The organism is Nocardioides sp. URHA0020 (assembly GCF_000620705.1).
Classification (GTDB): domain Bacteria; phylum Actinomycetota; class Actinomycetes; order Propionibacteriales; family Nocardioidaceae; genus Nocardioides.
This window is the reverse complement of record NZ_KK211166.1, coordinates 632,231-656,704: the sequence shown is the minus strand read 5'-3', so window position 1 is coordinate 656,704 and position 24,474 is coordinate 632,231. Positions and strand designations below refer to the sequence as shown.

The following is a 24,474-nucleotide window of genomic DNA, read 5'->3' as shown; positions in this document are numbered from 1 at the left end:
AACCCTACGGCCCAGCGCTGAATGCCCTAGTACGTTGGACACATGCGTCTGGGCGTCCTCGACATCGGGTCCAACACCGGGCACCTCCTGGTGGTCGACGCCCACCGTGGTGCGGCGCCGCTGCCGGCGTTCTCCTACAAGGAGCCGCTGCGCCTGGCCGAGCACCTCGACGCCGGAGCCGTGACCCAGCAGGGGATCGACGCGCTCGCCGCCTTCACCGCACAGGCCCAGCGGGTCGCGGAGGAGAAGGGCTGCGAGGACATGCTGGCGTTCGCGACGTCGGCGGTCCGCGACGCCGACAACAGCGACGCGGTGCTCGGTGAGGTGCGCGACCGGACGGGGCTCTCGATCACGGTGCTCTCCGGTGAGGACGAGGCGCGGCTGACCTTCCTCGCCGTACGCCGCTGGCTCGGCTGGTCCGCCGGCCGCCTGTGGGTCTTCGACATCGGCGGTGGCTCGCTGGAGATGGCGGGCGGGGCCGACGAGGAGCCGGAGGTCGCCTGGTCGCTGCCGCTCGGCGCGGCTCGGCTGGCGCGCCAGCACTTCACCACCGAGCGGCTCGACGACGACGCCCTCCGCCTCCTGCGCAAGCAGATCCGGGCCGACGTCGCCCGCGATGCCGGCCGGCTGCTGCGCCACGGCGCTCCCGACCAGGCTGCGGCGACCTCGAAGACCTTCCGCTCCCTGGCCCGGATCTGCGGCGCCGCACCCTCCGCCGAGGGCCCGCTGGCGCAGCGCTCGCTGCCGCTGGGCTCCCTGGTCGAGTGGATCCCGAAGCTGACGGCGATGACCCGAGCGGAGCTCTCCGACCTGCCCGGGGTCTCGCCGAGCCGCGCCCACCAGATCGTGCCGGGCGCGCTGGTCGCCGAGGCGGTGATGGACATCTTCGAGCTGACCGCGCTCGAGATCTGTCCGTGGGCCCTGCGCGAGGGTGTGATCCTCGAACGCCTCGACCAGATCGGTGGCCTGATATGACCGGCGTCCCCCGGATCGGGCTGTCCACGGTCTCGGTCTACCCCGAGTCGTCCGCCCACGCCTTCGCGTACGCGTCGGCACTCGGCTACGACACCGTCGAGGTGATGGTCGGCATCGACGCGCTGAGCCAGCAGACGTCGGCGATCAAGCAGCTCTCCGACCACCACGCGATGCCGATCTCAGCCGTGCACGCGCCGTGCCTGCTCTTCACCCAGCGGGTCTGGGGCACCGAGCCGTGGGGCAAGCTGGAGCGGTCCGCCGAGATGGCGCACGCGGTGGGTGCCGAGGTCGTCGTGGTGCATCCGCCGTTCCGCTGGCAGAAGACCTACGCGCGCGACTTCGTCGACGGGATCGCGGCGCTGGAGGCGTCCACCGGCCTGGCCTTCGCGGTCGAGAACATGTATCCCTGGCGCGCGTCCGGCCGCAAGGCGGAGATGTACCTGCCGGGCTGGGACCCCTCGGCCGAGCCCTACGCCAACACCACGATCGACCTGTCCCACGCGGCGATCGCGCACTCCGACGTGGTGGCGATGGCGACCCGCCTCGGCGACCGGCTGCGCCACATCCACCTGACCGACGGCAGCGGCTCGGCCAAGGACGAGCACCTGGTGCCCGGCCGCGGCGGCATGGGTGCCGACACCTTCCTGCGCCACCTGGCCACCACGGGCTTCTCGGGTGAGGTGGTCCTCGAGATCAACACCCGCAAGTGCGTCGACCGGGCCGAGCGCGAGCGCGACCTGGTGGAGTCGCTGGAGTTCGCCCGCGAGCACCTGGCCGTGGGCACGCCCTGAGCAGGCCGTGGTCAGCCCGTGGCCGGCCGTGAGCGCGGCGGCGTACGGCCTGAAATCGGGCATCCGCGGGGGTCCGTCGTAGCCTGAGAGACATGTCGCTCCTCCGTCAGCCGCTGCTCCTGCTCGCCCGCAGCGGCCAGGTCAAGAAGCTCGTCAGCACCATGCCGGTCTCGGCCGGCATCGTCCGCAGCTACGTCCCCGGCGAGACCAACGAGTCCGCCGCCGACGCCACCGCCGCGCTCGCCGAGGACAGCCTCCTGGTGACCCTCGACTTCCTCGGCGAGGACACCCTCGACGCCGAGCAGGCCGAGGCCACGGTGGCGGCGTACGTCGACCTCCTCAAGCAGCTCTCCGCGCGCGGGCTGACCCGAGGCGCCGAGGTGTCGGTCAAGCTCAGCGCCATCGGCCAGTTCCTGCCCGAGGTCGGGCACAAGACGGCGCTCGAGAACGCGCGCACCATCTGCCGCGCCGCGCGCAACGCCGGCACCACGGTGACCCTCGACATGGAGGACCACACCACGACCGACTCGACGCTGGGCATCCTGCGCGAGCTGCGCAAGGACTTCCCGGAGACCGGCGCCGTCGTCCAGGCGATGCTGCACCGCACCGAGGCCGACTGCCGCGCGCTCGCCTACGAGGGCTCGCGCGTCCGGCTCTGCAAGGGCGCCTACCTCGAGCCCGAGGAGGTGGCCTTCCAGGACCGTCTCGAGATCGACAAGTCCTACGTCCGGTGCCTCAAGGTGCTGCTGGCCGGCGAGGGCTACCCGATGATCGCGACGCACGACCCGCGCATGGTCGAGATCGCCGGGTCGCTGGCGAGCCGCTACGGCCGCACCCCGGGCACGTACGAGTACCAGATGCTCTACGGCATCCGCCCCGACGAGCAGCGCCGGCTGGCGGACCGCGGAGAGCGGGTCCGCGTCTACGTGCCCTACGGCACCGAGTGGTACGGCTACCTGATGAGAAGGCTCGCCGAGCGTCCGCAGAACCTGTCATTCTTCGTCCGGTCCCTGATCTCGAAGAAGTAGGTCCCATGTCCCAGACCGCGATCCTCGGCGCCGGAGTCATGGGCGAGACCCTGCTCTCCGGCCTGGTCCGCGCCGGCCGCCGCGTCGACAACCTGCTCGTCGGCGAGAAGCGCGCCGACCGGGCGAAGGAGCTCGAGGACCGGTACGGCGTCGCGGTGGTCTCCAACGTCGAGGCGGCGGGGAAGTCCGACACGATCGCGCTGGTCGTGAAGCCGCAGGACATGGGCGACGTGCTCGACGAGATCGCCCCGGTGCTCCGCCCGGGTCAGCTGCTCGTGTCGCTGGCCGCTGGGATCACCACGGCCTTCATCGAGGCGCGGGTGCCCGAGGGGGTCGCCGTCGTCCGGGTCATGCCCAACACCCCGGCGCTGGTCGACGAGGGCATGGCCGCGATCTCGCCCGGCAGCCACTGCAGCGAAGAGGACCTCGCCGAGGCCGAGGCGCTGATGGCCTCGGTGGGCAAGGTGCTGCGCATCCCCGAGAGGCAGCAGGACGCCGTCACGGCGATCTCCGGGAGCGGTCCGGCGTACATCTTCTTCGTCGTGGAGTCGATGATCGAGGCGGGCGTCCACCTCGGGCTGCCGCGCTCGACCGCCACCGACCTGGTCGTCCAGACCCTCGTCGGCTCGGCCAAGATGCTCCGCGAGACCGGCACCCACCCGACCGTGCTGCGCGAGCAGGTCACCTCCCCGGCCGGCACGACCGCGGCCGCGCTCCGCGAGCTCGAGATCCACAAGGTCCGCGCCGCCTTCCTGGCCGCCATGGAGGCTGCCCGCGACCGGTCCCGGGAGCTCGCCGAGGGCAGCTGACGATGGCGCTGCCGCTGACCTGGGGTGCGACCCCGGCAGAGGCGCGCCGACCGTACGCCGCCGACGACCTCGTCGAGGGATCGGTGCTGAGGCTGACCCGCGCGATCTCCGTCGCGGCGCCGCCCGAGCTCACCTGGCGGTGGCTGTGCCAGATCGCGGTCGCCCCGTACTCCTACGACTGGATCGACAACCGCGGCCGCCGCAGCCCGCGGACCCTGACGCCGGGCGCTGACCGCCTGGTCCTCGGCCAGCGGATGGCGGTCGTCTTCGAGCTCGTCTCGTACGACGCCCCGCGCCACTGGACCGCGCTGACCACCCCCCGGGGGCAGCGGCTCTTCGGCCCAGTCGCGGTGACGTACGCCGCGGAGCCCGACGGCGCCGGGTCCCGGATCGTGTGCCGCTTCGCCGTCGACCAGGGCGGTGCCGTGGGCTGGACGCGGTCCCGGCTGCTCGCCTGGGGCGACCTGGTGATGATGCGCCAGCAGCTGCGCACCCTCAAACGGCTCGCCGAAGGTGACGCTGCCGGCCGCCCGGGTGCCCGGTAGCGTCGACTCCGTGATCGAGCTGAGTGCGGGCCAGGAGATGGTGCTGCCCACCGAGGGCGGAGTGCTCCGGATGGGGCTGGGCTGGGACAAGAACCCGAGCGCCGGACCGTTCAGCAGCGGCGTCCGCGACGTCGACCTGGACGCGTCGGCGGTGGAGTTCGGCGGTGGCCAGCTCTTCGACCTCGCCTTCTACAACAACCGCACGACCCGCGACGGCTCCGTCGTGCACCTCGGGGACAACACGACCGGCAGCGGGGAGGGTGACGACGAGACGATCACCGTCGACCTCGCCCGGGTGCACCGCCAGATCGACACGATCTTCCTGCTGGTCACCAGCTACCAGGGCCACTCCCTGGAGTGGGTCGCCAACGCCTACTGCCGCGTGGTCGACGAGCACGACGTCGAGCTGGCCCGGATCACGCTGACGCTCGGCGTGCCGGAGACCGGCGTCGTGATGGCCCGGGTCTCGCGCGACGGTGACGGCTGGCGGCTGCGGGCGGTCGCCGAGGGGATCGCGGTCACGCTCCCGACCGAGTCCGGGCTGAAGCTGAAGCGCTTCCTCTGAGGCTGCGCCACACCGTCCGGGCGAGCACCACGTCGGCGCCGGCGACCACGACCATCATCAGCGTGAAGGTGACGGTGACCGGCCACACCGACCCGTCGTCACGAGCGTCGGTGACGGCCCAGGCGAAGGCGCCGACGACGTAGATCACGGGCAGCGCGGGCACGATCAGCGGCAGGGTGAGGACGGCCGCGGCGATCTCTGCGCCCCAGTGGTCCTGGTGGCCGTCCGAGAACGCGCGGGCGGTCAGTGCCGCGACGGCCACGACGTACGCCAGGGCGACGAACCGGCCGCCCCGCGTCGTGGGGATCACGACGGTCCGCGCAGCTCGCGCATGAGCGCGACGACGTCGTCGACGATGCCGCGGACGACGGGCATCCGGGAGAGCCGCACGAGGCGGTCGACGATCGGCACGACCCGGCGTACGACGGTCCTGCTGCGCGCCTGGTCGGGGCTCTGGTCGTAGACCCAGAAGAGCACCATGCCCATCTGCAGCAGCCACAGGAGCTCGGGCAGCTCCGCGCGCAGCGCCGGCGCGACCTTGGCGTCCGAGCCGTCCAGGAGGGTGCCGAAGAGCGCGATGCTCGTGTCGCGCGCCGGCGCGGAGTCCTCGCTGAACGGCGACAGCGGGCTGGTGGGGTCGGCGGCGTTGCGGAAGAACTGTCCGGCGAACGCGTGGTGCGGCGCGGCCACGTCCAGCCACGCGAGCAGCACTCCCTCGAGACGCGCGGCGAACCCCTTCTCCTCGTCGAGGACACCGGCCGCGGCCTCGGCGTGCTCGGCCTGCAGTTGGTCGTAGAACGCCTGGACCAGGTGCTCCTTGGAGCCGAAGTAGTAGTAGGCGTTGCCGACCGAGACGCCCGCCTCCTGCGCGATCGCCCGCATCGTGGTGCGGTCGTAGCCGCTGACGCGGAAGAGCCGCATCGCCGAGGCGACGATCGTCTGGCGGGTCTGCTCAGCCTTGGGGGAGCGGGCGGCATCCGGCACAGCCATCAGCGTAGTCACCTCCGTGCACCTCGACCTGGAGCCGGTCCCCGACCTGCGTGCGGGAGAGCAGGTGACGCACGCCGGCAGCGCTGTACGCCGCGCCGCGGGCGAGCGGGAGGAGACTGGGACGGCTCAGCCGCAGTGCGGCGCCGCGGTGCGACCGGGTCGCCCACAGGCACATCACCCAGGCGTGCTCGCGGGTCCACACGGACCCGTCGCTGCCGATCACGGTGATCTCCTCGGCGGTCCGCGCGTGGTCGAGGGTGGGGAACCGGGTGCGCGCCTCGGCGGAGCCGGCGGGCACCAGGTCCAGCGGCACCAGCAGCGGCTGCCGGGCCAGCCAGTCCGCGAACCGGCGGCACAGCGGGCACGCCGGGTCGTTGAGGACCGTGAGCCTCAGGTCGGTGGGCATCACCGGGGGTAGGCGGGCTGGGTCGGCGGGACGAAGCCCTGCGGAGGCACCGGCGCGACGCGTGCCCGCTCGAACCGGCTGCGGCGGCGCATCGCGTTGAAGACGTAGACGTTGAGGAAGTGCAGGACACCCAGCGTGAGCAGGACGACGCCGACCTTGATGCTGAGCGTCTCGACGAGGTCGCGCAGGTCGAGCACGGGTGTCGAGACGCGCAGGAAGAGCATCACCAACCCGAGGTTGAGCAGGTAGAAGCCCACGACGAGCAGCTTGTTGACCGCGTGCGCGAGCGCGTCGTTGCCGGCGAAGACGTCCTCGAGGAAGACGCGTCCGTTGCGCGACAGCGTGGTCGCCACCCAGATGGTCAGCGGGACGGTGACGAGCAGGTAGACGACGTAGGTGCCGACGGTCCAGGTCATGGTGACTCCGTTTCTTGAACATGTTCAATTAGTGGTGACTGCAGCATAGGGCAGGTTTTGAACATGTTCAAGATCTGGTCAGAGGCCCATCGCCGACTCCGCGGCGGCCAGGACGGGCGCGGTCACCTCACGGCAGCGCGCGGCACCCGTGCGGAGGACGCCGTCGACGTACGCCGGGTCGGCGGCCAGCTCGGCGTACCGCTTCTGCAGCGGCTCCAGCTCCGCGACGACCGCGTCGGCGACGCTGCGCTTCAGGGCGCCGTACGTCGTGAGGCCCGCGGCCGATCCGCCGCACGCGACCAGGATCTCGAGGAGGTTGGTGACGCCGGGCTTCGCCGGGTCCGCGCGCACGGCGTCCGGGCCCGTCTCGGAGTCGGTCACCGCTCGCGCGATCTTGCGGCGTACGACGTCGGGCGGGTCGAGCAGCCGGACGATGCCGGCGGAGTCGTCGAGCCCGGACTTGCCCATCTTCGAGGTCGGCTCGGCCAGGTCCATGACCCGGGCGCCCACCGGCGGCGTGGTGATCTCCGGGACGGTGAACACCGGCCCGTAGGCATGGTTGAAGCGCAGGGCCAGGTCGCGGGTCAGCTCGACGTGCTGGCGCTGGTCGTCGCCGACCGGCACCCGGTGCGGCCGGTAGAGCAGGATGTCGGCCGCCATCAGCACCGGGTAGGTGTAGAGCGAGGCGCGCGTGGAGTCGACCCCGCGCCCCTTCTCCTTGAACTGGATCATCCGGTTGAGCTCGCCGGTGTGGGCGGTGCACTCCAGCAGGTAGGCGAGCTGGGCGTGCGCCGGGACCCGGCTCTGCACGAAGAGGGTCGACTCGTCGAGGCCGGCCGCGAGCAGCAGCGTCGCGGTCTCCCGCACCAGCTCGCGCAGCCGGGGCGGGTCGTGCGGGACGGTGAGCGAGTGCAGGTCGGCGATGCCGTAGAAGCAGTCCGCCTCGGTCTGGGCGGCCGCCATCGGTCGCAGCGCGCCGAGCAGGTTGCCGAGCGTCAGCTGCCCGGTGGGCTTGAGGAGCGAGAGGTTGCGGTGCGGTCGGGACGACATGGTGTCTCCTGGGGGTGAGGAGCCCACGGGTCGCCCGGACATGCAGATCGGCCGCCCGCGGGCGGCCGATGGAAGGTGTGCTTCGAGGGTGGGCCGCCGCTCAGGCGGGCCACCACTGGGTGGTACGGGTCACGAGCACTCATCCACGATAGCGGTAGCGTCCGTCACATGTCGCAGTCGTCGCTCGGGTGTCCAGGGCCGGCGACGGTCGTCTTCGACCAGAGCCTGACCGAGTACGACTTCGGCCCCGAGCACCCGATGTCGCCGATGCGCGTCGACCTGACGATGCGGCTCGCGACCGAGCTGGGAGTCGTGGGCGACCGGCTGCGCGTCGTACGCCCGCCGATGGCCAGCGACGACCTGATCGCCACCGTGCACCGCCCCGAGCTCATCGAGGCCGTGATCCGGGCCGGTCAGGACCCGCGCACGATCGACGGGGTGCACGGTCTCGGCTCCGACGACAACCCGGTCTTCCGCGACATGCACCACGCCACCGCGCACATCGTCGGCGCGACGGTGGAGGCGTGCCGGCAGGTGTGGAGCGGGGAGTCCCTGCACTCCGCCAACATCACCGGTGGCCTGCACCACGCGATGCCCGGGCGTGCGAGCGGCTTCTGCATCTACAACGACATCGCCGTGGGCATCCAGAGCCTGCTCGACCAGGGCGCGGAGCGGGTCGCGTACGTCGACCTCGACGTGCACCACGGCGACGGCGTCGAGCGGATGTTCTGGGACGACCCGCGGGTGCTGACCGTCTCCCTGCACGAGACCGGCCAGATGCTCTTCCCCGGCACCGGCTTCCCGCAGGACCTCGGCGGGCCGGACGCCCTCGGCTCGGCCGTCAACGTCGCGCTGCCACCCGGCACCGGGGACGCCGGCTGGCTGCGTGCCTTCCACGCCGTCGTGCCGCCGCTGCTGCGGGAGTTCAAGCCGCAGGTCCTCGTCAGCCAGCACGGCTGCGACTCCCACGCCGAGGACCCGCTCGCGCACATGATGCTCACGGTCGACGGGCAGCGCGCCGCCTACCTCGCCGTGCACGACCTCGCCCACGAGCTCTGCGAGGGACGCTGGGTCGCCACGGGCGGCGGCGGCTACGCGATCGTCGACGTCGTCCCGCGAGCCTGGTCGCACCTGCTCGCGATCGTGTCCGGGGTGCCGCTCGACCCCGCGCGGGAGACGCCCGACGGCTGGCGCGAGCACATCCTGCACCGGCTGGGTCGGGTCGCGCCGATGCGCCTGACGGACGGCCGCACGCCGGCGTACCGCGACTGGCGCGAGGGCTACGACCCCGACACCTGGCTAGACCGGTCGATCCACGCGACGCGCATGGAGGCATTCCCGCTGCACGGCCTCGATCCGCTGCCCTGACGGGGATCCGGGCGTCGCGGCCCCGCTCGACCAGGATCATCGATCCGCGACCTGCGCAAGCGGACACGCCGCGTCCCATACGCTTCTTTCTGCAACCCCTTCCCCACGAGTCACATCAGGCTCTATTCTCACGGAGCGCGGCGCGTGTGACACCGGCGGGGAAGCCGGTGGCGCGTCGGACAGAAAGATCGGTGCACGATGGCTACCAGTTCCGGGGACATCTCTGACTCCAAGTTCCTCACCGTCGCCGAGGTGGCGGCGATGATGCGGGTGTCGAAGATGACCGTCTACAGGCTCGTCCACGGCGGCGACCTGCCTGCCGTCCGCGTCGGCCGTTCCTTCCGCGTGCTCGAGTCCGACGTGGACGAGTACCTGCGCAAGAGCTTCTACAACGCCGGCTGACCGCCCCGGGAGGGGCTGAGGCAGGGCTCACCGGGTCCGGACGGACCGGCCGATTCTGCCGGGGCACCGACCCCGGATAGGCTGGGCCGGTCCTCCGGGCTCATCCGGGGCGGCTGGACGGCTGTTGAAAGGTTTCCCTGTGGGTTCTGTCATCAAGAAGCGGCGCAAGCGCATGGCCAAGAAGAAGCACCGCAAGCTGCTGAAGAAGACGCGCGTCCAGCGTCGCAAGCTCGGCAAGTAGGGCTGAGCGGCTCCTTCGCCGTATGGCCAGCGCCGGCAGGGTCGTCCTCGTCACCGGGGTCTCACGTGACCTCGGTCGGAAGTTCGCGCGCGCTGCCGCCGCCGACCCGGATGTCTCGCGGGTCATCGGCGTGGATGCCGTGCCGCCTCGGGGCGACATGGGCGACGTGTCGTTCGTGCGCGCCGACATCCGCAACCCGGTCATCGCGAAGGTCATCGTCAAGGAGGACGTCGACACCGTCGTCCACATGAGCGTGATCTCGACCCCCGGCAGCGCCGGGGGTCGCAACACGATGAAAGAGCTCAACGTCATCGGGACGATGCAGCTCCTGGCCGCGTGTCAGAAGGCCCCCGGGCTGCGCGCGCTGATCGTGAAGTCGACGACGACCGTGTACGGCGCGAGCAGCCGCGACCCTGCCATGTTCACCGAGGACATGGAGCCGCGGCGCTCGGCCCGCTCGGGCTACGCCAAGGACGTCGCGGAGGTCGAGGGCTACGTGCGCGGGTTCGCCCGTCGCCGGCCCGACGTCCGGGTCGCGATGCTGCGGGCGGCCAACGTGATCGGGCCGGGCGTCACCAGCCCGCTCACGTCGTACTTCCGGCTCCCGGTGATCCCGACGGTCCTCGGTCACGACGCCCGGCTGCAGTTCCTGCACGAGCGCGACCTGCTCGACGTGCTGCGGCACGCGACGCACACCGACGTCTCCGGCACCTTCAACGTCGCCGGCGACGGCCTGCTGATGCTCTCGCAGGCGGTCCGCCGGCTGCAGCGGCCGAGCATCGGGCTGCCGTCGTTCGCGGTCGGCAACGTCGGCTCCGTGCTGCGCTCGGCCCGGATGGCCGACTTCTCCCCCGAGCAGACCGCCTTCCTGACCTACGGTCGCGGCGTCGACACGACGCGGATGCGGACGCACCTCGGGTTCGAGCCGTCGTACTCCACCGCCGAGGCGTTCGCCGACTTCGCCGCTCCGCTCGCGGCGACCGGCGGTCGCACCGACCGGGTGCTGGCCCGCCTCGCCGAGCGGCTTCCGGACCCGGACGCCGTGCCCGCCGTCGAAGGGGTCGACCATGGCTGACGCCGAGATCATCCCGATCGGCACCCGGGGCCGACCCGGCCGCGGCACCGGCACCCAGCCGTCGTCCGCCGCGCGCAGCCTCGCGCCCCGGTCCACCCCGTCGAAGACGGCTGCCACGCCGAGCGGCCAGCCCCGACCCGCGGCGAAGGCCGCTCCCCAGCCGAAGCCGAAGCCGAAGCAGAAGCCCGCCGCGAAGGCGGCGCCGGCGCCCCCGGTGGTCGAGCCGTCCCGGGCGCCGACCACTACCGACGTACCCACGGCCGACGGCATCCCGGCCGCGGACTGGCTCGCGGCGATCCAGGGCGCAGCTGCGGAGGTCTTCGGACAGGACTGGGAGCCGCAGCTGGCACGGTTCCTGGCGTTCCTGCGGCGCCGGGTCGCCGGCAGCTACCGGATCGACGAGTACGGCTTCGACCAGGAGATCACCGAGCGGTTCCTGATGGCCGCGCTGCGCCCGATCGCCCAGAAGTGGTTCCGCATCGAGGTGCGCGGGATCGAGAACATCCCCCTCGACGGTGGCGCCCTGGTCGTCTCCAACCACTCCGGCACGATCCCGGTCGACGGCCTGATGACGATGGTCTCGATCCACGACGAGATCGGCCGCTTCCTGCGACCGCTCGGCGCCGACCTGGTGTTCAAGATGCCGTTCGTCGGCTCGATGGCCCGGCGCAGCGGGGCCACCCTGGCATGCACCGAGGACGCCGAGCGGATGCTCAGCGGCGGCGAGCTCGTCGGCGTCTGGCCCGAGGGCTTCAAGGGCATCGGCAAGCCGTACGCCGAGCGCTACAAGCTCCAGCGCTTCGGCCGCGGCGGGTTCGTCTCCGCCGCCGTGCGCACCGGGGTCCCGATCATCCCGCTCTCGGTCGTCGGCGCGGAGGAGATCTACCCCCTGGTCGGCAACGTGCCGTCGCTGGCGCGGCTGCTGGGCGTGCCCTACATCCCGATCACGCCGTTCTTCCCGCTGCTCGGCCCGCTCGGCCTGGTGCCGCTGCCGTCGAAGTGGCTGCTGGAGTTCGGCGAGCCGATCCGCACCGACGAGTTCGACGCGGGCGCCGCCGACGACCCGATGCTGGTCTTCAACGTCACCGACCAGGTCCGCGAGACGATCCAGCAGACGCTCTACTCGCTGCTGATGAAGCGGCAGTCCGTCTTCCGCTAGCAGCGCGAGCGGTCACGGGGTCGACGGGCTCCGCGGCACCAGCTGGCCGGTGATCGGGTCGAGCACGCCGTTCAGGATCGCCCCGACGCCCCCGAGCACCTCGTTGACCGCCCCGGGCGACGCGCTGCTGCCCGACGTGGCCGAGCCGGACGGCGCGGGCGTGCCCTTGCCGCCGGTCAGGATCCCGGTGAGTCCGTCGGTCAGGCCCTGGAGGGGGTTGGCGGAGGTCGACGGCGCGGGCACGTCGGGGTTGCTGACGCTGCCGGGAGGCACGGCGCCGTCGAGGTCGGGCAGCGTCGGGTCGTCGACGGTGCCCGGGGCCCCGGAGCCCGACTTCGTGCCGGACGAGCCCTTCGGCTGCTTGGCCTTCGCGCCCGGCGAGGCGGCGGGCGAGGCGGAGGGCAGGTCGACCTGCTCGGCCGAGAGCAGCGCCGGCGGGATCGAGCCGATGGGGGCGCCGCCGCACGACGGGCACTGCTGAGCCGCCTCGGTGTCGATCTGGGCGATCGTGCCGGCCGCGGCGATCAGCTCGTCGCGGGCGACGTACGGGATCCGCGGCTCCAGCGCGGTGAGCTGCTCCATGCTGCTCGAGGCGAAGTCACGCAGCTCCACGACCGACTCCTTGCGGCCGGTCTGCGCGTAGTCGGAGAGCAGCAGGTCGGCGCCGGAGGTGGCCTGCTCGGTGAACGTGCCGAGCGTGCGGGCCACCCGCTGGTCGTCGCCGAGGCCGTCGCTCTCGGTGAGCGCCGTGACCTCGTCGAGCCGGCTGCTGGCGTTGGCGAGCTCCGTGCTGCCCTTGCGTGCCTCGCCGAGCGAGAGGCCGGTGTGGGCGGACTCGATGACGCGCTTGATCGGGTAGAGCGACTCGCCGGGCAGCGCCGACTGGGAGGCCAGGGCGACCGAGGTGGACGCCCCCACGATCGCGACGGCGCCGACGACGGCGGCGATCCGGCGCTCGCGCTTCGTACGCCGTGCGGGGAGACGGAGCTTGGAGACGTCGGTCGGGACGAGCGCGGTGTCGGCCTCGGCGAGCAGGCGACCGCGCAGGTCGGCGACGAACTCGGGTCGCGGCTGGACGTCGGGGATGGCGCGCAGGGCGCCGACGAGCTCGAGGAGCTCGGCGTCGCGGGGGCTGGGTGCCTCGGGCAGACCGTCGGACGAGGACCGCCCGACCAGGCTGTCGAAGTCGTCGGCGCGGCGCTGCGCCCGGATCCCCCACGTCATGTCGTGCTCAACGACGTGTCGGGCGGCGGAGTTACGGCGGTCCCATCGAGAAGGCAGACGGTCCCGGGCAGTCGTGCCATCAGTCCCGGATCCCTTCCGGCATCAGCTTCGCGAGGTTGCGCACCCCGCGGAGCTGGAGCTGCTTGACGGCGCCGTCGCTGCGGCCGAGCACGGCGGACGTCTCGGCGATGCTCATGCCCTGGAGGAAGCGCATCACCAGGCAGTCGCGCTGCTCGGCGGGCAGCTCGGTGAGCGCGCGCATCAGGACCTCGTTGGTCAGGCCGGCGAGCACGGTGCCCTCCGGCCCGTCCGTGGCGTCGTCGTGGAGGCCCATGTCCTCCGTGGTCATCTCGAGCCGGGTCCGGCCGGCCTTGAAGTGGTCGGTGGCCAGGTTGCGCGCGATCGTCATCAACCAGGCACCGAAGTCCTTGCCCTGCCACCGGAAGCCGTTCATGCTCCGCAGCGCGCGGAAGAAGGTCTCCGAGGTGAGGTCCTCGGCGAGCGTGCTCGACCGGGTGCGGTAGAAGAGGAAGCGGTAGACCGAGCCCTGGTAGTGGTCGTAGAGCAGGCCGAACGCCTCCGCGTCGCCGCCTCGCGCGAGCTCGACCAGCGCGATCAGCCGCCCCCGCTCGGCCTCGTCGTCCTCCGAGGAGGCGGCCAGGTCGGAGTCGTCGTACCCACCGCTGCCTCCGCCGCCCGTGGCTCCGGCCCGCAGGCCGTCGTCGGGTCGGCTCGTGGTCGCCTCGGAGCACAGCCAGGAGGGCGGCAGCGAGGGAGCACCCGCGAGCGCGGGGCGCTCGGCGAGGAGTACCTCGGCGACGAGGCGGCGGAGCGACTCAAGCCCGCGCGCGACGTCGGAACCAACCTCTGGCATGTGACGGACCCTCCCGAATGCTTCCACCGAGCCATTCCCCAGTAAACGGGAGCTACTCCTCCTGGACCAGACCGGGTGGGTAAAGCCCTGCTCAGCGTCGTCGGCCCCGCAGCGCGAGACCGGCTGCGACGGTGCCCGTCGCGGCGCCGGCGATGCCGCCGGCGACCAGGCCGGCCCGCAGCGCCTTGCGGCCGGTCCGGTAGTCCCGGATCCGCCAGCCCTGCTCGCGAGCATGGGCGCGCAGCCGGGCATCCGGGTTGATCGCGCAGGGGTCGCCGACCAGGGAGAGCATCGGCAGGTCGTTGTAGGAGTCGGAGTACGCCGAGCAGCGGCGCAGGTCGAGGCCCTCGCGGGCGGCCAGCGCCTTGACGGCCTCGCCCTTGGCCGGGCCGTGGAGCATGTCGCCGACCAGCTGACCCGTGTAGACGCCGTCGACGTGCTCCGAGACGGTGCCCATGGCACCGGTCAGGCCGAGGCGGCGGGCGATGATCTGGGCGATCTCGATGGGTGCCGCCGTCACCAACCAGACGCGCTGGCCCTCGTCGAGGTGCAGCTGCGCGAGCGCGCGGGTCCCCGGCCAGATCCGGTGCGCCATGCCCTCGTCGAAGATCTCCTCGCCCAGCTCCTCCAGCTCGGCGACGGTGTGGCCGGCGATGAAGCTCAGCGCCGACGAGCGTGCCTCGGCGACGTGCTCGGGGTCCTCCACCCCGACGACGCGGAAGTAGGCCTGCTTCCAGGCGGCTCCGAGGATGTCGCGGGTGGTGAAGAAGTTGCGCCGGTGGAGCCCGCGGGCCAGGTGGAAGATGCTCGCGCCCTGCATGACGGTGTTGTCGACGTCGAAGAACGCCGCCGCGCCGGGGTCGGAAGGCGGCGTGAGAGCCGACTCCACCTCGGTCGCGGCCGCCGCGGCCTCGCCGGCCAGGGTCGACCGCTGCTGCAGGTTGCGCGGTCGCGGTCTCCGGTCAGCGGGCGTCACACCGGCAGGGTAGACCCAACCCAGTGGCCCCGCGGGGTGTGGAAGTATCCACCCATGTCCGGGACCCGCGACGTCGCTGAGCTCGCCACGCTGGCGGCCGCAGAGAGCCCCGACCGCCTGGCGGTCGTCGAGGCCGGCGGGCGCAGCCTGACCTGGGCCGAGCTGGACGACGAGGTCGGCCGGATCGCCACCGGGCTCGCCGCCTCCGGGATCATCGGCGGGCACCGGGTGCTGATCGCGATCGGCAACCGGCTGGAGTTCGTGACGACGTACCTCGGCGTCCTGCGGGCCCAGGCCGTGGCCGTGCCGGTGAACCCGCTGGCCAGGCCGGGCGAGCTGGCGCGGATGATCGCCGACTCGGGCTCGCGGATGGTGGTGGTCGACGCGGACACCGTCGTCACGATGCGCGCTGCGGTCGACCTGGTGCGCAGCGCCGCCGACGGTGCTGGCGGGCTGGATCCGGAGCTCGCTGCTCGCGCGGTCGTGCCCCGGGTCGTGGTCGTCGGCGCCACGCTGCTGCCGGGGGAGCGCTCGTACGACCACCTGCGTGCCGACACCGCGCGGCCGGCCCCGCTGCTGCAGGACCCGGACAAGCTCGCGGCGCTGCTCTACACCAGCGGCACGTCGGGCCTGCCGCGGGCCGCGATGCTGACGCACCGGGCGCTGCTGGCCAACATCGAGCAGGTCGCCCGGGTCGAGCCGCCGATGATGCACGGCGACGACGTCGTCCTCGGCGTGCTCCCGCTCTTCCACGTCTACGGCCTGAACGCCGTCCTCGGCGGGGTGCTGCGACACCGGGCCAAGCTGGTGCTGGTCGAGCGGTTCGACCCGCAGGAGACGCTCGCGATCATCGACGACGAGGCGTGCAGCGTGGTGCCGGTCGCCCCGCCGGTGTTCGCCTACTGGCGCGGCGAGCCCGACCTCGAGGAGCGGCTCGGTCCGGTCCGCCTGATGCTGTCGGGCTCGGCGCCGCTGAGCCCCGAGGTCGTGCGGGAGTTCAGCGAGCGGACCGGCGTACCGGTCCACCAGGGCTACGGCCTCACCGAGGCGTCGCCGGTCGTGACCAGCACGCTGTGCAGCGAGGCCTTCCAGGTCGGCTCGGTCGGCGCCGCGCTGCCGGGCATCGACATCCGGCTCGTCGACGAGGACGGGCGACCGCCGGAGGGTGACGATCCCGGCGAGATCCAGGTCCGCGGCGACAACCTCTTCAGCGGCTACTGGCCCGACGGCGCCGGCGGCCCCGACGCTCAGGGGTGGTGGTCGACCGGCGACGTCGGCTTCCTCGACGTCAGCGGTGACCTCTTCCTGGTCGACCGGCTCAAGGAGCTGGTGATCGTCTCGGGCTTCAACGTCTACCCGGTCGAGGTCGAGGACGTCATCGAGGAGGTGGCCGGGGTCGTGGAGGTCGCCGTGATCGGCGTAGCCGACGAGCAGACCGGCGAGGCCGTCGTCGCCTACGTCCGCGCCCCGGGAGCCGACGCCGCCGCCGTCGAGGCCGCCGTGCGCGCGCACTGCGGCGAGCGGCTGGCGCGGTTCAAGCAGCCCTCGCGGATCGAGATCGTGGACCAGCTGCCGCGCACCGTCACCGGCAAGGTCCAGAAGGGCCGGCTCCGGGGCATCGAGCGCCGCCGCGCCCTGGGGCTGCTCGAGTGAGCGAGCCCCGGGTCACGCTCTACTCCCGCCCGGGCTGCCACCTGTGCGACGCGGCCCGCGCGGTCATCGAGCAGGTGTGTGCCGATCTCGGGGCGTCGTACGCCGAGGTGTCGATCGACGACGACCCGGCGCTGCGCGAGCGCTTCACCGACGAGGTGCCGGTGACCTTCGTGGACGGTCGGCAGCACGACTTCTGGCGCGTCGACGAGCAGCGCCTGCGCACCGCTCTCACCGCCTGACCGACCCGGCGGGCGTGGGTCATGTCACATGTGCTAGTCCCACGGGCCCGGGGACCGCCTCTCGTTTTGTTCTCCCGTTCACAAACTCCTACAGTGATCGAGCCGCCGGGCACCCGGAACGAGTCGTTCCAGGGCGCCCGACGACGGCCCAGCAGCCCCCTGGCTATGGAGAAGGCAACGCAGTGACGGCACGGACTTCACCCGACAGCTCCCGGGACATTCCCGAAGCGACGGTCGCGCGGCTGCCCATCTACCTCCGAGCGCTCACGACGCTGTCCGAGCAGGGCACCAGCACCTGCTCCAGCGAGGAGCTCGCCGGCGCGGCCGGCGTCAACAGCGCCAAGCTGCGCAAGGACCTCTCCTACCTCGGCAGCTATGGCACCCGCGGGGTCGGGTACGACGTGGAGTACCTCCGCTACCAGATCGCCCGCGAGATCGGCGTGACGCAGGACTGGCCCGTGGTCATCGTGGGCATCGGCAACCTCGGCCAGGCGCTCGCCAACTACTCCGGCTTCCGCAGCCGCGGCTTCCGCGTCGTGGCGCTGCTCGACGCCGATCCCGCCCGCCGCGACGAGGTCGTCGCCGGCATCGAGGTGCGCCCCTTCGACCACCTCGAGCAGATCGTCACCGACCACGACGTCGCCATCGGGGTGATCGCGACTCCGGCCGTCGCCGCCCAGGACGTCGCGGACCGGATGGTCGCCTGCGGGGTCACCAGCATCCTGAACTTCGCGCCGATCGTGCTCGCGGTGCCCGCGCAGGTCGACGTGCGCAAGGTCGACCTCTCCATCGAGCTGCAGATCCTGGCGTACCACGAGCAGCGGAAGGCGGCGACGGCGTGAGCGTCCTGGTTGTCGGGATCTCCCACCGGTCCGCGCCGGTCTGGCTGCTCGAGCAGGTCGCGGCCGACGCCGGGGGCGTCCGCAAGCTCATCGACGAGGTCTCCCGGTGCGAGCACGTCACCGAGGCCACCGTCATCTCGACCTGCAACCGCCTCGAGATCTACGCCGACGTCGACCGCTTCCACGGCAGCGTCGAGGACGTCTCCCGGCTGCTGGTTGACCGGGCCGGTGAGACCGCCGAGGCGATGCTGCCGCACCTCTACGTGCACTACGACGACGGTGCCGTCTCCCACCTCTTCCGCGTCGTCGCCGGGCTCGACTCGATGGCGATCGGCGAGGGCCAGATCCTCGGCCAGGCCCGCGACGCGCTGGCCCTGGGTCAGGAGCTCGGCACCGCCGGTCCCGCCCTCAACGTGCTCTTCCAGCAGGCGCTGCGCGTGGGCAAGCGCGCCCGCGCCGAGACCGACATCGACCAGGCCGCGCCGACCCTCGTCAGCGCAGCGCTCGACCGCAGCCACGCGGCCGGCGGCGACCTGTCGGACAAGCGGGTGCTCGTCCTGGGTGCCGGCGCGATGGCCGGCCTCGCCACCGCCACGGTCGCCCGTCGCGGCGCGGGCAGCATCGCCGTCGCCAACCGGAGCGCCGGCAACGCCGACCGGCTGGCCACCGAGTACGGCGCGCGCGCCGTCTCGCTGGCCGACCTCGACGCCGAGCTGGCCGTCGCCGACGTCGTCATCTCCTGCACCGGCGCCACCGGCGTGATCGTCCCCGCGGCCGCGGTGGCCGCCGCGACGACCGACGGTCGCCGGCTCACGATCATCGACCTCGCCCTGCCGCACGACGTCGACCCCGCCGTCGCGGACCTCCCCGGCGTCTCGCTGGTCAACCTGGCGGAGCTGGCGGAGGAGCTGCGCGACAGCGATGCCGGCAAGGAGGTCACCGCCGTCCGGGGCATCGTCACCCAGGAGGTGGCCGCCTTCCTGGCCGCCCGCCGCCAGGCCAACGTCACCCCGACCGTCGTCGCCCTCCGCTCGATGGCGACCGCGGTCGTCGACGCCGAGATGGAGCGCCTCGAGGGTCGCCTCCCCGACCTCGACGAGGCCACTCGCGCCGAGGTGCTGCACGCCGTACGACGCGTCGCCGACAAGCTGCTCCACGAGCCAACTGTGCGGGTCAAGGAGCTGGCCAACGAGTCCGGCGCCGTCTCGTACGCCGCCGCCCTCGCCGAGCTCTTCGCGCTCGACCCCGAGGCCGTCGACGCCGTCACCCGTCCGGGAGGCCTGGCATGAGCGCCATCCGCGTCGGGACCCGCGCCTCGGTCCTCGCCACCACCCAGTCCCAGCTCGTCGCCGACCGGATCGCCGAGTCGCTCGGGCGCGAGGTGGAGCTGGTCGAGATCAGCACCGAGGGCGATCGCAGCCAGGCCGCCGGCACGCCGGTCGCCAGCGCGTCGTCCACCGGCATCTTCGTCAACGCCCTGCGCGACGCGCTCCTCGACGGTCGCGTCGACGTCGCCGTGCACTCGCTCAAGGACCTGCCGACCTACCCCGCCGACGGCATCACCCTGGCGGCGATCCCGCCGCGCGAGGACCCGCGTGACGCGGTCGTCGCCCGCAACGGGCTGACCCTCGGCGAGCTGCCGGTGGGCAGCCGCGTCGGCACCGGCTCGCCCCGCCGGGCGGCCCAGCTGCACGCGCTCGGCCTCGGGGTCGAGGTGTCCGGCGTACGCGGCAACGTGGACACCCGGATCGCCAAGGTCCGCTCCGGCGAGTACGACGCCGTCGTGCTCGCCCGGGCCGGCCTGGCCCGCATCGGCCGCCTCGACGAGGTGACCGAGGTGCTCGACCCGCTGCAGATGCTGCCCGCCCCCGGGCAGGGCGCGCTGGCGGTCGAGTGCCGCACCGACGACGACCTCGCAGCGCAGCTGCGCGAGGTGCTGGACGACCCGCGGACCCGCGCCGCGGTCGAGGCGGAGCGAGCGGTGCTCGCGACGCTGGAGGGAGGTTGCTCCGCGCCGATCGGAGCCCTGGCCGACGTGGTCGAGGGCGAGGACGGCGAGGAGCTGTGGGTGCGGGCGATCGCCCTGTCACCCGACGGGGGGCTCTCGGTGCGGATGTCCGCCACCGGGGATCCCGCCGACGCCGCGGGCGTCGGTGACCGGCTCGCGACGGAGATGCTCGCCGACGGCGCAGCAGACCTGGCGCTACCAACGAACGATTCGCTAGACAAGGTGCAGAACGCATGACCCGAGCGCAGACCAGCCCGAACCAGAGCCAGCCGCGTGGTTGGGTGTCGTTCGTCGGCAGCGGCCCCGGTGATCCGGGCCTGCTGACGGTGCGCGCCGCCGAGCTGCTGCGACGCGCCGACGTCGTGGTGACCGAGGTGCCCGACCACGCCGAGCTGATCCGGCAGGTCCTCGGCCTGCCGGTGCCCTCCGAGGACGCCTCGGAGCCGGTCGGCCCCGAGATCGTCGACGGCGGCTTCGGCGAGGACGGCCAGCCGCTGACCCACGCCGCGCGCGGCAAGGTCGTCGTCAAGCAGGCCAAGAGGGGGCTGCGCGTCGTCCGGCTGATGTCGGGTGACCCCTTCCTCTACGCCTCGGGCCCGGAGGAGGCGCAGGCCTGCGTCAAGGCCGGTCTCGCCTTCGAGATCGTCCCCGGCGTCTCGTCGGTCAACGCGGTCCCGGCGTACGCCGGCATCCCGCTGACGACCAAGGACCACCGCGAGGTCGCCGTCGTCACGTGTGGCGACAAGGTCGACTGGAGCCAGTACTCCACCAAGCGCACGCTCGTGCTGCTCTCGGCCGTCGGCCAGATCGGCGACATCGCCAAGGCGCTGATCGCCGCCGGGCGCAGCCCGCAGACCGCGGTCGCGATGACGCGGGTCGGCACCACCACCGAGCAGGCCACCGTCACCTCGACCCTCGAGCGGATCGCCGTCGACGCGCGGGCCGCGCGGATGTCCCCGCCGGCCGTCACCGTCGTCGGCGACGTCGTCGACCTGCGCGAGTCGCTGTCGTGGTTCGAGACCAAGCCGCTCTTCGGCTGGCGCGTCCTGGTGCCGCGCACCAAGGAGCAGGCGGGCTCGCTCTCCGAGCGCCTGCGCGGGTACGGCGCCGTCCCGGACGAGGTCCCCACGATCTCGGTCGAGCCGCCGCGCAACCCCCAGCAGATGGACAAGGCCGTCCGCGGCCTCGTCGAGGGCCGCTACGAGTGGATCGCCTTCACCTCGGTCAACGCGGTCAAGGCCGTGCGCGAGAAGTTCGAGGAGTACGGCCTCGACGCCCGCGCCTTCTCCGGGCTCAAGATCGCCGCCGTCGGTGACAAGACCGCCGAGGCGATCGGTCAGTGGGGCCTCCGGGCCGACCTGGTGCCCTCGGGCGAGCAGTCCGCTGCCGGCCTGCTGGCCGACTGGCCGGAGTACGACGAGGCGCTCGACCCGATCAACCGGGTCTTCCTGCCCCGCGCCGACATCGCCACCGAGAACCTCGTCGCCGGCCTGATCGACCTGGGCTGGGAGTGCGACGACGTCACGGCGTACCGCACCGTCCGGGCCGCCCCGCCGCCGCCCGAGACCCGCGACGCGATCAAGACCGGCAAGTTCGACGCGGTCGTCTTCACCTCGTCCTCGACGGTGCGCAACCTGGTCGGCATCGCCGGCAAGCCGCACACCTCGACGATCATCGCGGTGATCGGGCCGGCCACGGCCAAGACGGCCGAGGAGCACGGCCTGCGCGTCGACGTCCTCGCCAGCCGCCCGGACGTCGAGGAGCTCGTCGACGCGCTCGCCGACTTCGGTGCCGCCCGTCGCGCCTCGCTCGTCGAGTCCGGCCAGCCGGTGACCAAGCCGTCCGAGCGCAAGCCGTCGGCCCGTCGTCGGGTGCGCGCGGAGTGACCGAGCGCGACGTCGCCCCGGTGACCGGACCGCTGGTCCGGCCACGCCGGCTGCGCACCACGCCGGCGCTGCGCCGGATGGTCGGGGAGACGTCGCTCGAGGCGCGTCAGCTGGTGCTGCCGCTCTTCGTCCGCGAGGGTCTCGCCGAGCCGAAGCCCATCTCGTCGATGCCCGGCGTGGTCCAGCACACCCGCGACTCGCTCCTCGCGGCGGTGGCCGAGGCCGCCGAGCTGGGCCTGGGTGGCGTGATGCTCTTCGGCATCCCCGAGAGCAAGGACGCCACCGGCTCCGGCGCCATCGATCCCGCCGGTGTGCTCAACCTCGCGATCACCGACGTCGTCGCCGAGGTCGGCGACGCCCTCACGGTGATGAGCGACCTCTGCCTCGACGAGTTCACCGACCACGGCCACTGCGGCGTCCTCACGCCCGACGGCAAGGTGGACAACGACCGCACCCTTGCGGCGTACGCCGAGATGGCTCGCGCCCAGGCCCACGCCGGCGTCGACATGGTCGGCCCGAGCGGGATGATGGACGGCCAGGTCGCCGTGATCCGCGCGGCTCTCGACGCCGCCGAGCACACCGACGTCTCGATCCTGGCGTACTCGGCGAAGTACGCGTCCGCCTTCTTCGGCCCCTTCCGCGAGGCCGTCGACTCCTCGCTCCAGGGCGACCGACGCACCTACCAGCAGGACCCCGCCAACGGCCGCGAGGGCGTGCGCGAGGCGCTGCTCGACGTCGCCGAGGGCGCCGACATCGTGATGGTGAAGCCCGCGCTCGCCTACCTCGACGTGCTCCGTCAGGTGCGCGACGCGGTCGACGTGCCGGTCGCGGCGTACAACATCTCCGGTGAGTACGCCATGGTCGAGGCCGCTGCCGCCAACGGCTGGATCGACCGCGAGGCCGCGATCCTGGAGACCCTGATCTCGATCCGGCGTGCCGGCGCCGACGTGGTGCTCACCTACTGGGCGAGCGAAGTCGCCCGGCTGCTTGCTCGCTGAGCTTCAAGGGCGCCGTCGGGCGCCGTTCGGGCTCCGCGAACCACCGAGGGCGGCCCACCGGTGGTTGAGGAGGGCCGCTAGGCCCGTCTCGAAACCCCCGCAGCGTAGGTGCGATCTCGGGTGCGGGGGTCTCGACGACGCTCGCTGGCGCTCGCTGCTCGACCACCGGGGGCGCCGGTGGTTGAGGAGGACGCTGCCCACCCGGTGGTTGAGGAGGGCCGCCAGGCCCGTCTCGAAACCCCCGCAGGCGAGGCAGTACGGCGGGTGCGGGGGTCTCGACGACGCTCGCTGGCGCTCGCTGCTCGACCACCGGTGAGACGGCGTCGACCCGAGCTGGCCGTACGCCGGCGTCAGCCTCTCGGCGCCCTAGCCGAGCGGACCTGTGGCCTGCTCGCAGTCGTGGTGGTTTCGAGGCTCGGCGCTAGCGCGCCTCGCACCTCAACCACCGGGACGCGTGGTCTCGAGGCTCAGGCCTGGCGGCCTTCGCGCCTCAACCACCGGGGCGCGGTGGTCAGTGGGTGTAGGCGTACACGCACTGGTCGTAGGGGTCGTTGCTCTTGAGCACGTTGTCGACGTAGCCGTCGAGGAGGCACTGGGCCCGGGCCTGGACCTCGGTGAGGAGCTTGTCGACGGGCTCGATCGAGGTGGAGGGGAGGGTCGGGAGGACGACCGTGGGCACTGGCGCCGACGGGCCCTTGGTCGGCACGGAGGGGCTGCTCGGTGCCTTCGTGGGCTTCGCGCTCGGCTTCGAGGTGGGCTTCGCGGTCGGGGCGCTGCCGCTGGGGGTGCCGCCGGAGCCGCCGCCGGTGCCGTGGCCCTTGCCGTGACCCTTGGTCGAGTGCGACTTCGTGCCGGGGACCGGCTGGGGGAGCGGCGGGATGACGTAGCCGGCGGACGTGACGCCGTTGGGCACGGAGGTGAACTCGCCGTCGAGGTAGGCGTTCATGATGGAGAGGACCAGGTCGACGTACGGCTGGCTGTGGTTGTAGCGGAAGACGGCGGCCTGCTGGCCGGGGGCCTTGGCCAGGTCGTCGCCGCCGGAGCAGAGGTAGACGGCCGTCGCGAGGGCGGCGTCGTCGATGTCCTGCGGGTTGCGCTGGCCGTCGCCGTCGGCGTCGACCCCGACGACCGACCAGGTCGAGGGGATGAACTGCATCGGGCCGACCGCGCGGTCCCAGCTGGCGTCGGCGTCGTACTGGCCGGCGTCGGTGTCCGCGATCCGGCTGGTGCCGTTGCCGCCGTTGAGCGGCTTGCCGAAGAGGCCGGGACGCTCGACGCCGTGGGCGTCGAGGGTGTTGCCGCTGGAGCGACCGTGGTCGGACTCGACCCGGCCGATCGCGGCGATCAGCTGCCAGGAGAGGTGGCAGCTCGAGTCGGCGGAGTTGATGACCGTCTCGGCACGCTGGTAGGCCGCGAGCGCGGCGGCAGGGATGCCGGAGGTGGAGGCGGTGGCGACGGCCCGCTGGGCGTCACCGGTGATGCCGGGCGCGAGGCCGCCCGCCGCGGAGACGCTGGCGGGAGCCTCGATCGCCTCGGTCGGCAGGCTGGTGCCGTCGGGGAGTTGCTGCTGCTCGGTGCTGGAGGAGTCGGCGAGCGCCGTACCGGCGCCGGTGGTCGCGATGCTCGCGGTCCACGCGGCGGAGAGGATGGCGAGCGGGACCAGGGCCATGATCTTGTGGCTGCGGCCGAAGCGCGCTGGTGATCTGGTGCTGGTCATCCCTCTGCTCCTGCTCCCTCGGACCCGGTGCTCCCACAGCACATTGTGACGGACGTCAAACGACCGAGTCCTCCACCAGTTACGGTACGTCGGTTGTCCGCGGTGTGCAGCCCTTCAGTGGTGTGACGACCATTCCCGCAGGTCATGACGGTGAAACCCGTTCTCGTCCGGCTGATCGCCCGCGAGGCGCGACGTGGCCTGGCCCACCCCGCGAGGGCGCCGGTCGGCCCTCGACTG

Annotated in this window: 27 protein-coding genes; 18 read left to right on the top strand and 9 right to left on the bottom strand. The window is 72.5% G+C overall.

Features of this window, described 5'->3' with window-relative positions; translation table 11 throughout:
- The first annotated feature begins 42 nt into the window (after positions 1 to 42).
- The 6 genes from N542_RS0107710 to N542_RS23840 all read left to right on the top strand — a co-directional run bounded on the left by N542_RS0107710 (position 43) and on the right by N542_RS23840 (position 4,713).
- Complete coding sequence (locus N542_RS0107710) at positions 43 to 975, top strand: Ppx/GppA phosphatase family protein (protein WP_028643437.1); 933 nt, start codon at positions 43 to 45, stop codon at positions 973 to 975.
- Positions 972 to 1,766 carry a sugar phosphate isomerase/epimerase family protein gene (locus N542_RS0107705; protein ID WP_028643436.1) on the top strand — a complete coding sequence of 265 codons (795 nt, stop codon included), beginning with the start codon at positions 972 to 974 and terminating at the stop codon, positions 1,764 to 1,766. The genes N542_RS0107710 and N542_RS0107705 overlap by 4 nt, the downstream gene beginning before the upstream one ends.
- 92 nt (positions 1,767 to 1,858) lie before the next feature.
- Positions 1,859 to 2,794 carry a proline dehydrogenase family protein gene (locus N542_RS0107700; RefSeq protein WP_028643435.1) on the top strand — a complete coding sequence of 312 codons (936 nt, stop codon included), beginning with the start codon at positions 1,859 to 1,861 and terminating at the stop codon, positions 2,792 to 2,794.
- Between the two features lie 5 nt (positions 2,795 to 2,799).
- Positions 2,800 to 3,603, top strand: coding sequence for a pyrroline-5-carboxylate reductase (gene proC, locus N542_RS0107695; RefSeq protein ID WP_028643434.1), 804 nt, complete (start codon positions 2,800 to 2,802; stop codon positions 3,601 to 3,603).
- A gap of 2 nt (positions 3,604 to 3,605) precedes the next feature.
- Complete coding sequence (locus N542_RS0107690; RefSeq protein ID WP_028643433.1) at positions 3,606 to 4,148, top strand: SRPBCC family protein; 543 nt, start codon at positions 3,606 to 3,608, stop codon at positions 4,146 to 4,148.
- 10 nt (positions 4,149 to 4,158) lie between these two features.
- Positions 4,159 to 4,713, top strand: a complete 555-nt coding sequence (locus N542_RS23840; RefSeq protein ID WP_155992887.1) for a TerD family protein — start codon at positions 4,159 to 4,161, stop codon at positions 4,711 to 4,713.
- Here the strand turns inward: N542_RS23840 and N542_RS0107680 are convergent.
- From N542_RS0107680 to trpS, 5 genes are all read right to left on the bottom strand, one after another.
- Positions 4,667 to 5,023, bottom strand: coding sequence for a hypothetical protein (locus N542_RS0107680; protein ID WP_028643432.1), 357 nt, complete (start codon positions 5,021 to 5,023; stop codon positions 4,667 to 4,669). The genes N542_RS23840 and N542_RS0107680 overlap by 47 nt on opposite strands.
- Positions 5,020 to 5,703: a TetR/AcrR family transcriptional regulator gene (locus N542_RS0107675; protein WP_028643431.1), complete on the bottom strand. Its 684-nt coding sequence runs from the start codon at positions 5,701 to 5,703 to the stop codon at positions 5,020 to 5,022. Before N542_RS0107675 ends, N542_RS0107680 begins: the two co-directional genes overlap by 4 nt.
- Positions 5,666 to 6,109, bottom strand: coding sequence for a DCC1-like thiol-disulfide oxidoreductase family protein (locus N542_RS23835; RefSeq protein ID WP_081795087.1), 444 nt, complete (start codon positions 6,107 to 6,109; stop codon positions 5,666 to 5,668). Before N542_RS23835 ends, N542_RS0107675 begins: the two co-directional genes overlap by 38 nt.
- Complete coding sequence (locus N542_RS0107665) at positions 6,109 to 6,525, bottom strand: hypothetical protein (RefSeq protein ID WP_028643430.1); 417 nt, start codon at positions 6,523 to 6,525, stop codon at positions 6,109 to 6,111. Before N542_RS0107665 ends, N542_RS23835 begins: the two co-directional genes overlap by 1 nt.
- A 78-nt stretch (positions 6,526 to 6,603) precedes the next feature.
- Positions 6,604 to 7,575, bottom strand: coding sequence for a tryptophan--tRNA ligase (trpS, locus tag N542_RS0107660; protein WP_028643429.1), 972 nt, complete (start codon positions 7,573 to 7,575; stop codon positions 6,604 to 6,606).
- A 168-nt stretch (positions 7,576 to 7,743) separates the two neighbouring features.
- Here trpS and N542_RS0107655 point away from each other — a divergent pair, with 168 nt between their 5' ends.
- The 5 genes from N542_RS0107655 to N542_RS0107635 all read left to right on the top strand — a co-directional run bounded on the left by N542_RS0107655 (position 7,744) and on the right by N542_RS0107635 (position 11,820).
- Entirely contained in the window at positions 7,744 to 8,943 is a 1,200-nt protein-coding gene (locus tag N542_RS0107655; RefSeq protein ID WP_028643428.1) for an acetoin utilization protein AcuC, read from the top strand.
- Between the two features lie 198 nt (positions 8,944 to 9,141).
- Complete coding sequence (locus N542_RS0107650; RefSeq protein WP_028643427.1) at positions 9,142 to 9,345, top strand: helix-turn-helix domain-containing protein; 204 nt, start codon at positions 9,142 to 9,144, stop codon at positions 9,343 to 9,345.
- Between the two features lie 139 nt (positions 9,346 to 9,484).
- Entirely contained in the window at positions 9,485 to 9,586 is a 102-nt protein-coding gene (locus N542_RS27095) for a 30S ribosomal protein bS22 (protein WP_008356322.1), read from the top strand.
- Between the two features lie 22 nt (positions 9,587 to 9,608).
- A complete protein-coding gene (locus N542_RS0107640) occupies positions 9,609 to 10,661 on the top strand; it encodes an NAD-dependent epimerase/dehydratase family protein (protein WP_028643426.1) in 1,053 nt (350 codons plus the stop codon).
- Complete coding sequence (locus N542_RS0107635; RefSeq protein ID WP_028643425.1) at positions 10,654 to 11,820, top strand: lysophospholipid acyltransferase family protein; 1,167 nt, start codon at positions 10,654 to 10,656, stop codon at positions 11,818 to 11,820. Before N542_RS0107640 ends, N542_RS0107635 begins: the two co-directional genes overlap by 8 nt.
- A 12-nt stretch (positions 11,821 to 11,832) precedes the next feature.
- Here N542_RS0107635 and N542_RS0107630 read toward each other — a convergent pair whose 3' ends face one another.
- The 3 genes from N542_RS0107630 to N542_RS0107620 all read right to left on the bottom strand — a co-directional run bounded on the left by N542_RS0107630 (position 11,833) and on the right by N542_RS0107620 (position 14,894).
- On the bottom strand, positions 11,833 to 13,044 hold the full coding sequence (locus N542_RS0107630) for a DUF5667 domain-containing protein (RefSeq protein ID WP_028643424.1): 1,212 nt from the start codon (positions 13,042 to 13,044) through the stop codon (positions 11,833 to 11,835).
- Positions 13,045 to 13,123: 79 nt separating this feature from the next.
- Positions 13,124 to 13,918 carry a sigma-70 family RNA polymerase sigma factor gene (locus tag N542_RS0107625; RefSeq protein WP_028643423.1) on the bottom strand — a complete coding sequence of 265 codons (795 nt, stop codon included), beginning with the start codon at positions 13,916 to 13,918 and terminating at the stop codon, positions 13,124 to 13,126.
- Positions 13,919 to 14,009: 91 nt separating this feature from the next.
- A complete protein-coding gene (locus N542_RS0107620) occupies positions 14,010 to 14,894 on the bottom strand; it encodes an HAD family hydrolase (protein ID WP_028643422.1) in 885 nt (294 codons plus the stop codon).
- Positions 14,895 to 14,948: 54 nt separating this feature from the next.
- Between N542_RS0107620 and N542_RS0107615 the strand changes: the two genes are divergently transcribed.
- The 7 genes from N542_RS0107615 (at position 14,949) to hemB (ending at position 22,520) form a co-directional block, all read left to right on the top strand.
- Positions 14,949 to 16,547 (top strand): class I adenylate-forming enzyme family protein, encoded by a 1,599-nt coding sequence (locus tag N542_RS0107615; RefSeq protein ID WP_051551481.1) that lies wholly within the window; start codon positions 14,949 to 14,951, stop codon positions 16,545 to 16,547.
- Complete coding sequence (locus tag N542_RS0107610; protein WP_028643420.1) at positions 16,544 to 16,786, top strand: glutaredoxin family protein; 243 nt, start codon at positions 16,544 to 16,546, stop codon at positions 16,784 to 16,786. Before N542_RS0107615 ends, N542_RS0107610 begins: the two co-directional genes overlap by 4 nt.
- A gap of 182 nt (positions 16,787 to 16,968) precedes the next feature.
- Entirely contained in the window at positions 16,969 to 17,628 is a 660-nt protein-coding gene (locus N542_RS23830) for a redox-sensing transcriptional repressor Rex (protein ID WP_036506657.1), read from the top strand.
- Positions 17,625 to 18,917 (top strand): glutamyl-tRNA reductase, encoded by a 1,293-nt coding sequence (locus tag N542_RS0107600; protein ID WP_028643419.1) that lies wholly within the window; start codon positions 17,625 to 17,627, stop codon positions 18,915 to 18,917. Before N542_RS23830 ends, N542_RS0107600 begins: the two co-directional genes overlap by 4 nt.
- On the top strand, positions 18,914 to 19,873 hold the full coding sequence (gene hemC, locus N542_RS23825) for a hydroxymethylbilane synthase (protein WP_036506655.1): 960 nt from the start codon (positions 18,914 to 18,916) through the stop codon (positions 19,871 to 19,873). Before N542_RS0107600 ends, hemC begins: the two co-directional genes overlap by 4 nt.
- Complete coding sequence (locus N542_RS0107590) at positions 19,870 to 21,522, top strand: uroporphyrinogen-III synthase (protein ID WP_028643418.1); 1,653 nt, start codon at positions 19,870 to 19,872, stop codon at positions 21,520 to 21,522. The genes hemC and N542_RS0107590 overlap by 4 nt, the downstream gene beginning before the upstream one ends.
- A complete protein-coding gene (gene hemB / locus N542_RS0107585) occupies positions 21,519 to 22,520 on the top strand; it encodes a porphobilinogen synthase (protein ID WP_269319764.1) in 1,002 nt (333 codons plus the stop codon). Before N542_RS0107590 ends, hemB begins: the two co-directional genes overlap by 4 nt.
- A 511-nt stretch (positions 22,521 to 23,031) precedes the next feature.
- On the opposite strand, the gene N542_RS0107580 is transcribed toward hemB, so the two are convergent.
- Positions 23,032 to 24,237 (bottom strand): lytic transglycosylase domain-containing protein, encoded by a 1,206-nt coding sequence (locus tag N542_RS0107580; protein ID WP_028643416.1) that lies wholly within the window; start codon positions 24,235 to 24,237, stop codon positions 23,032 to 23,034.
- Positions 24,238 to 24,474 lie beyond the last annotated feature (237 nt).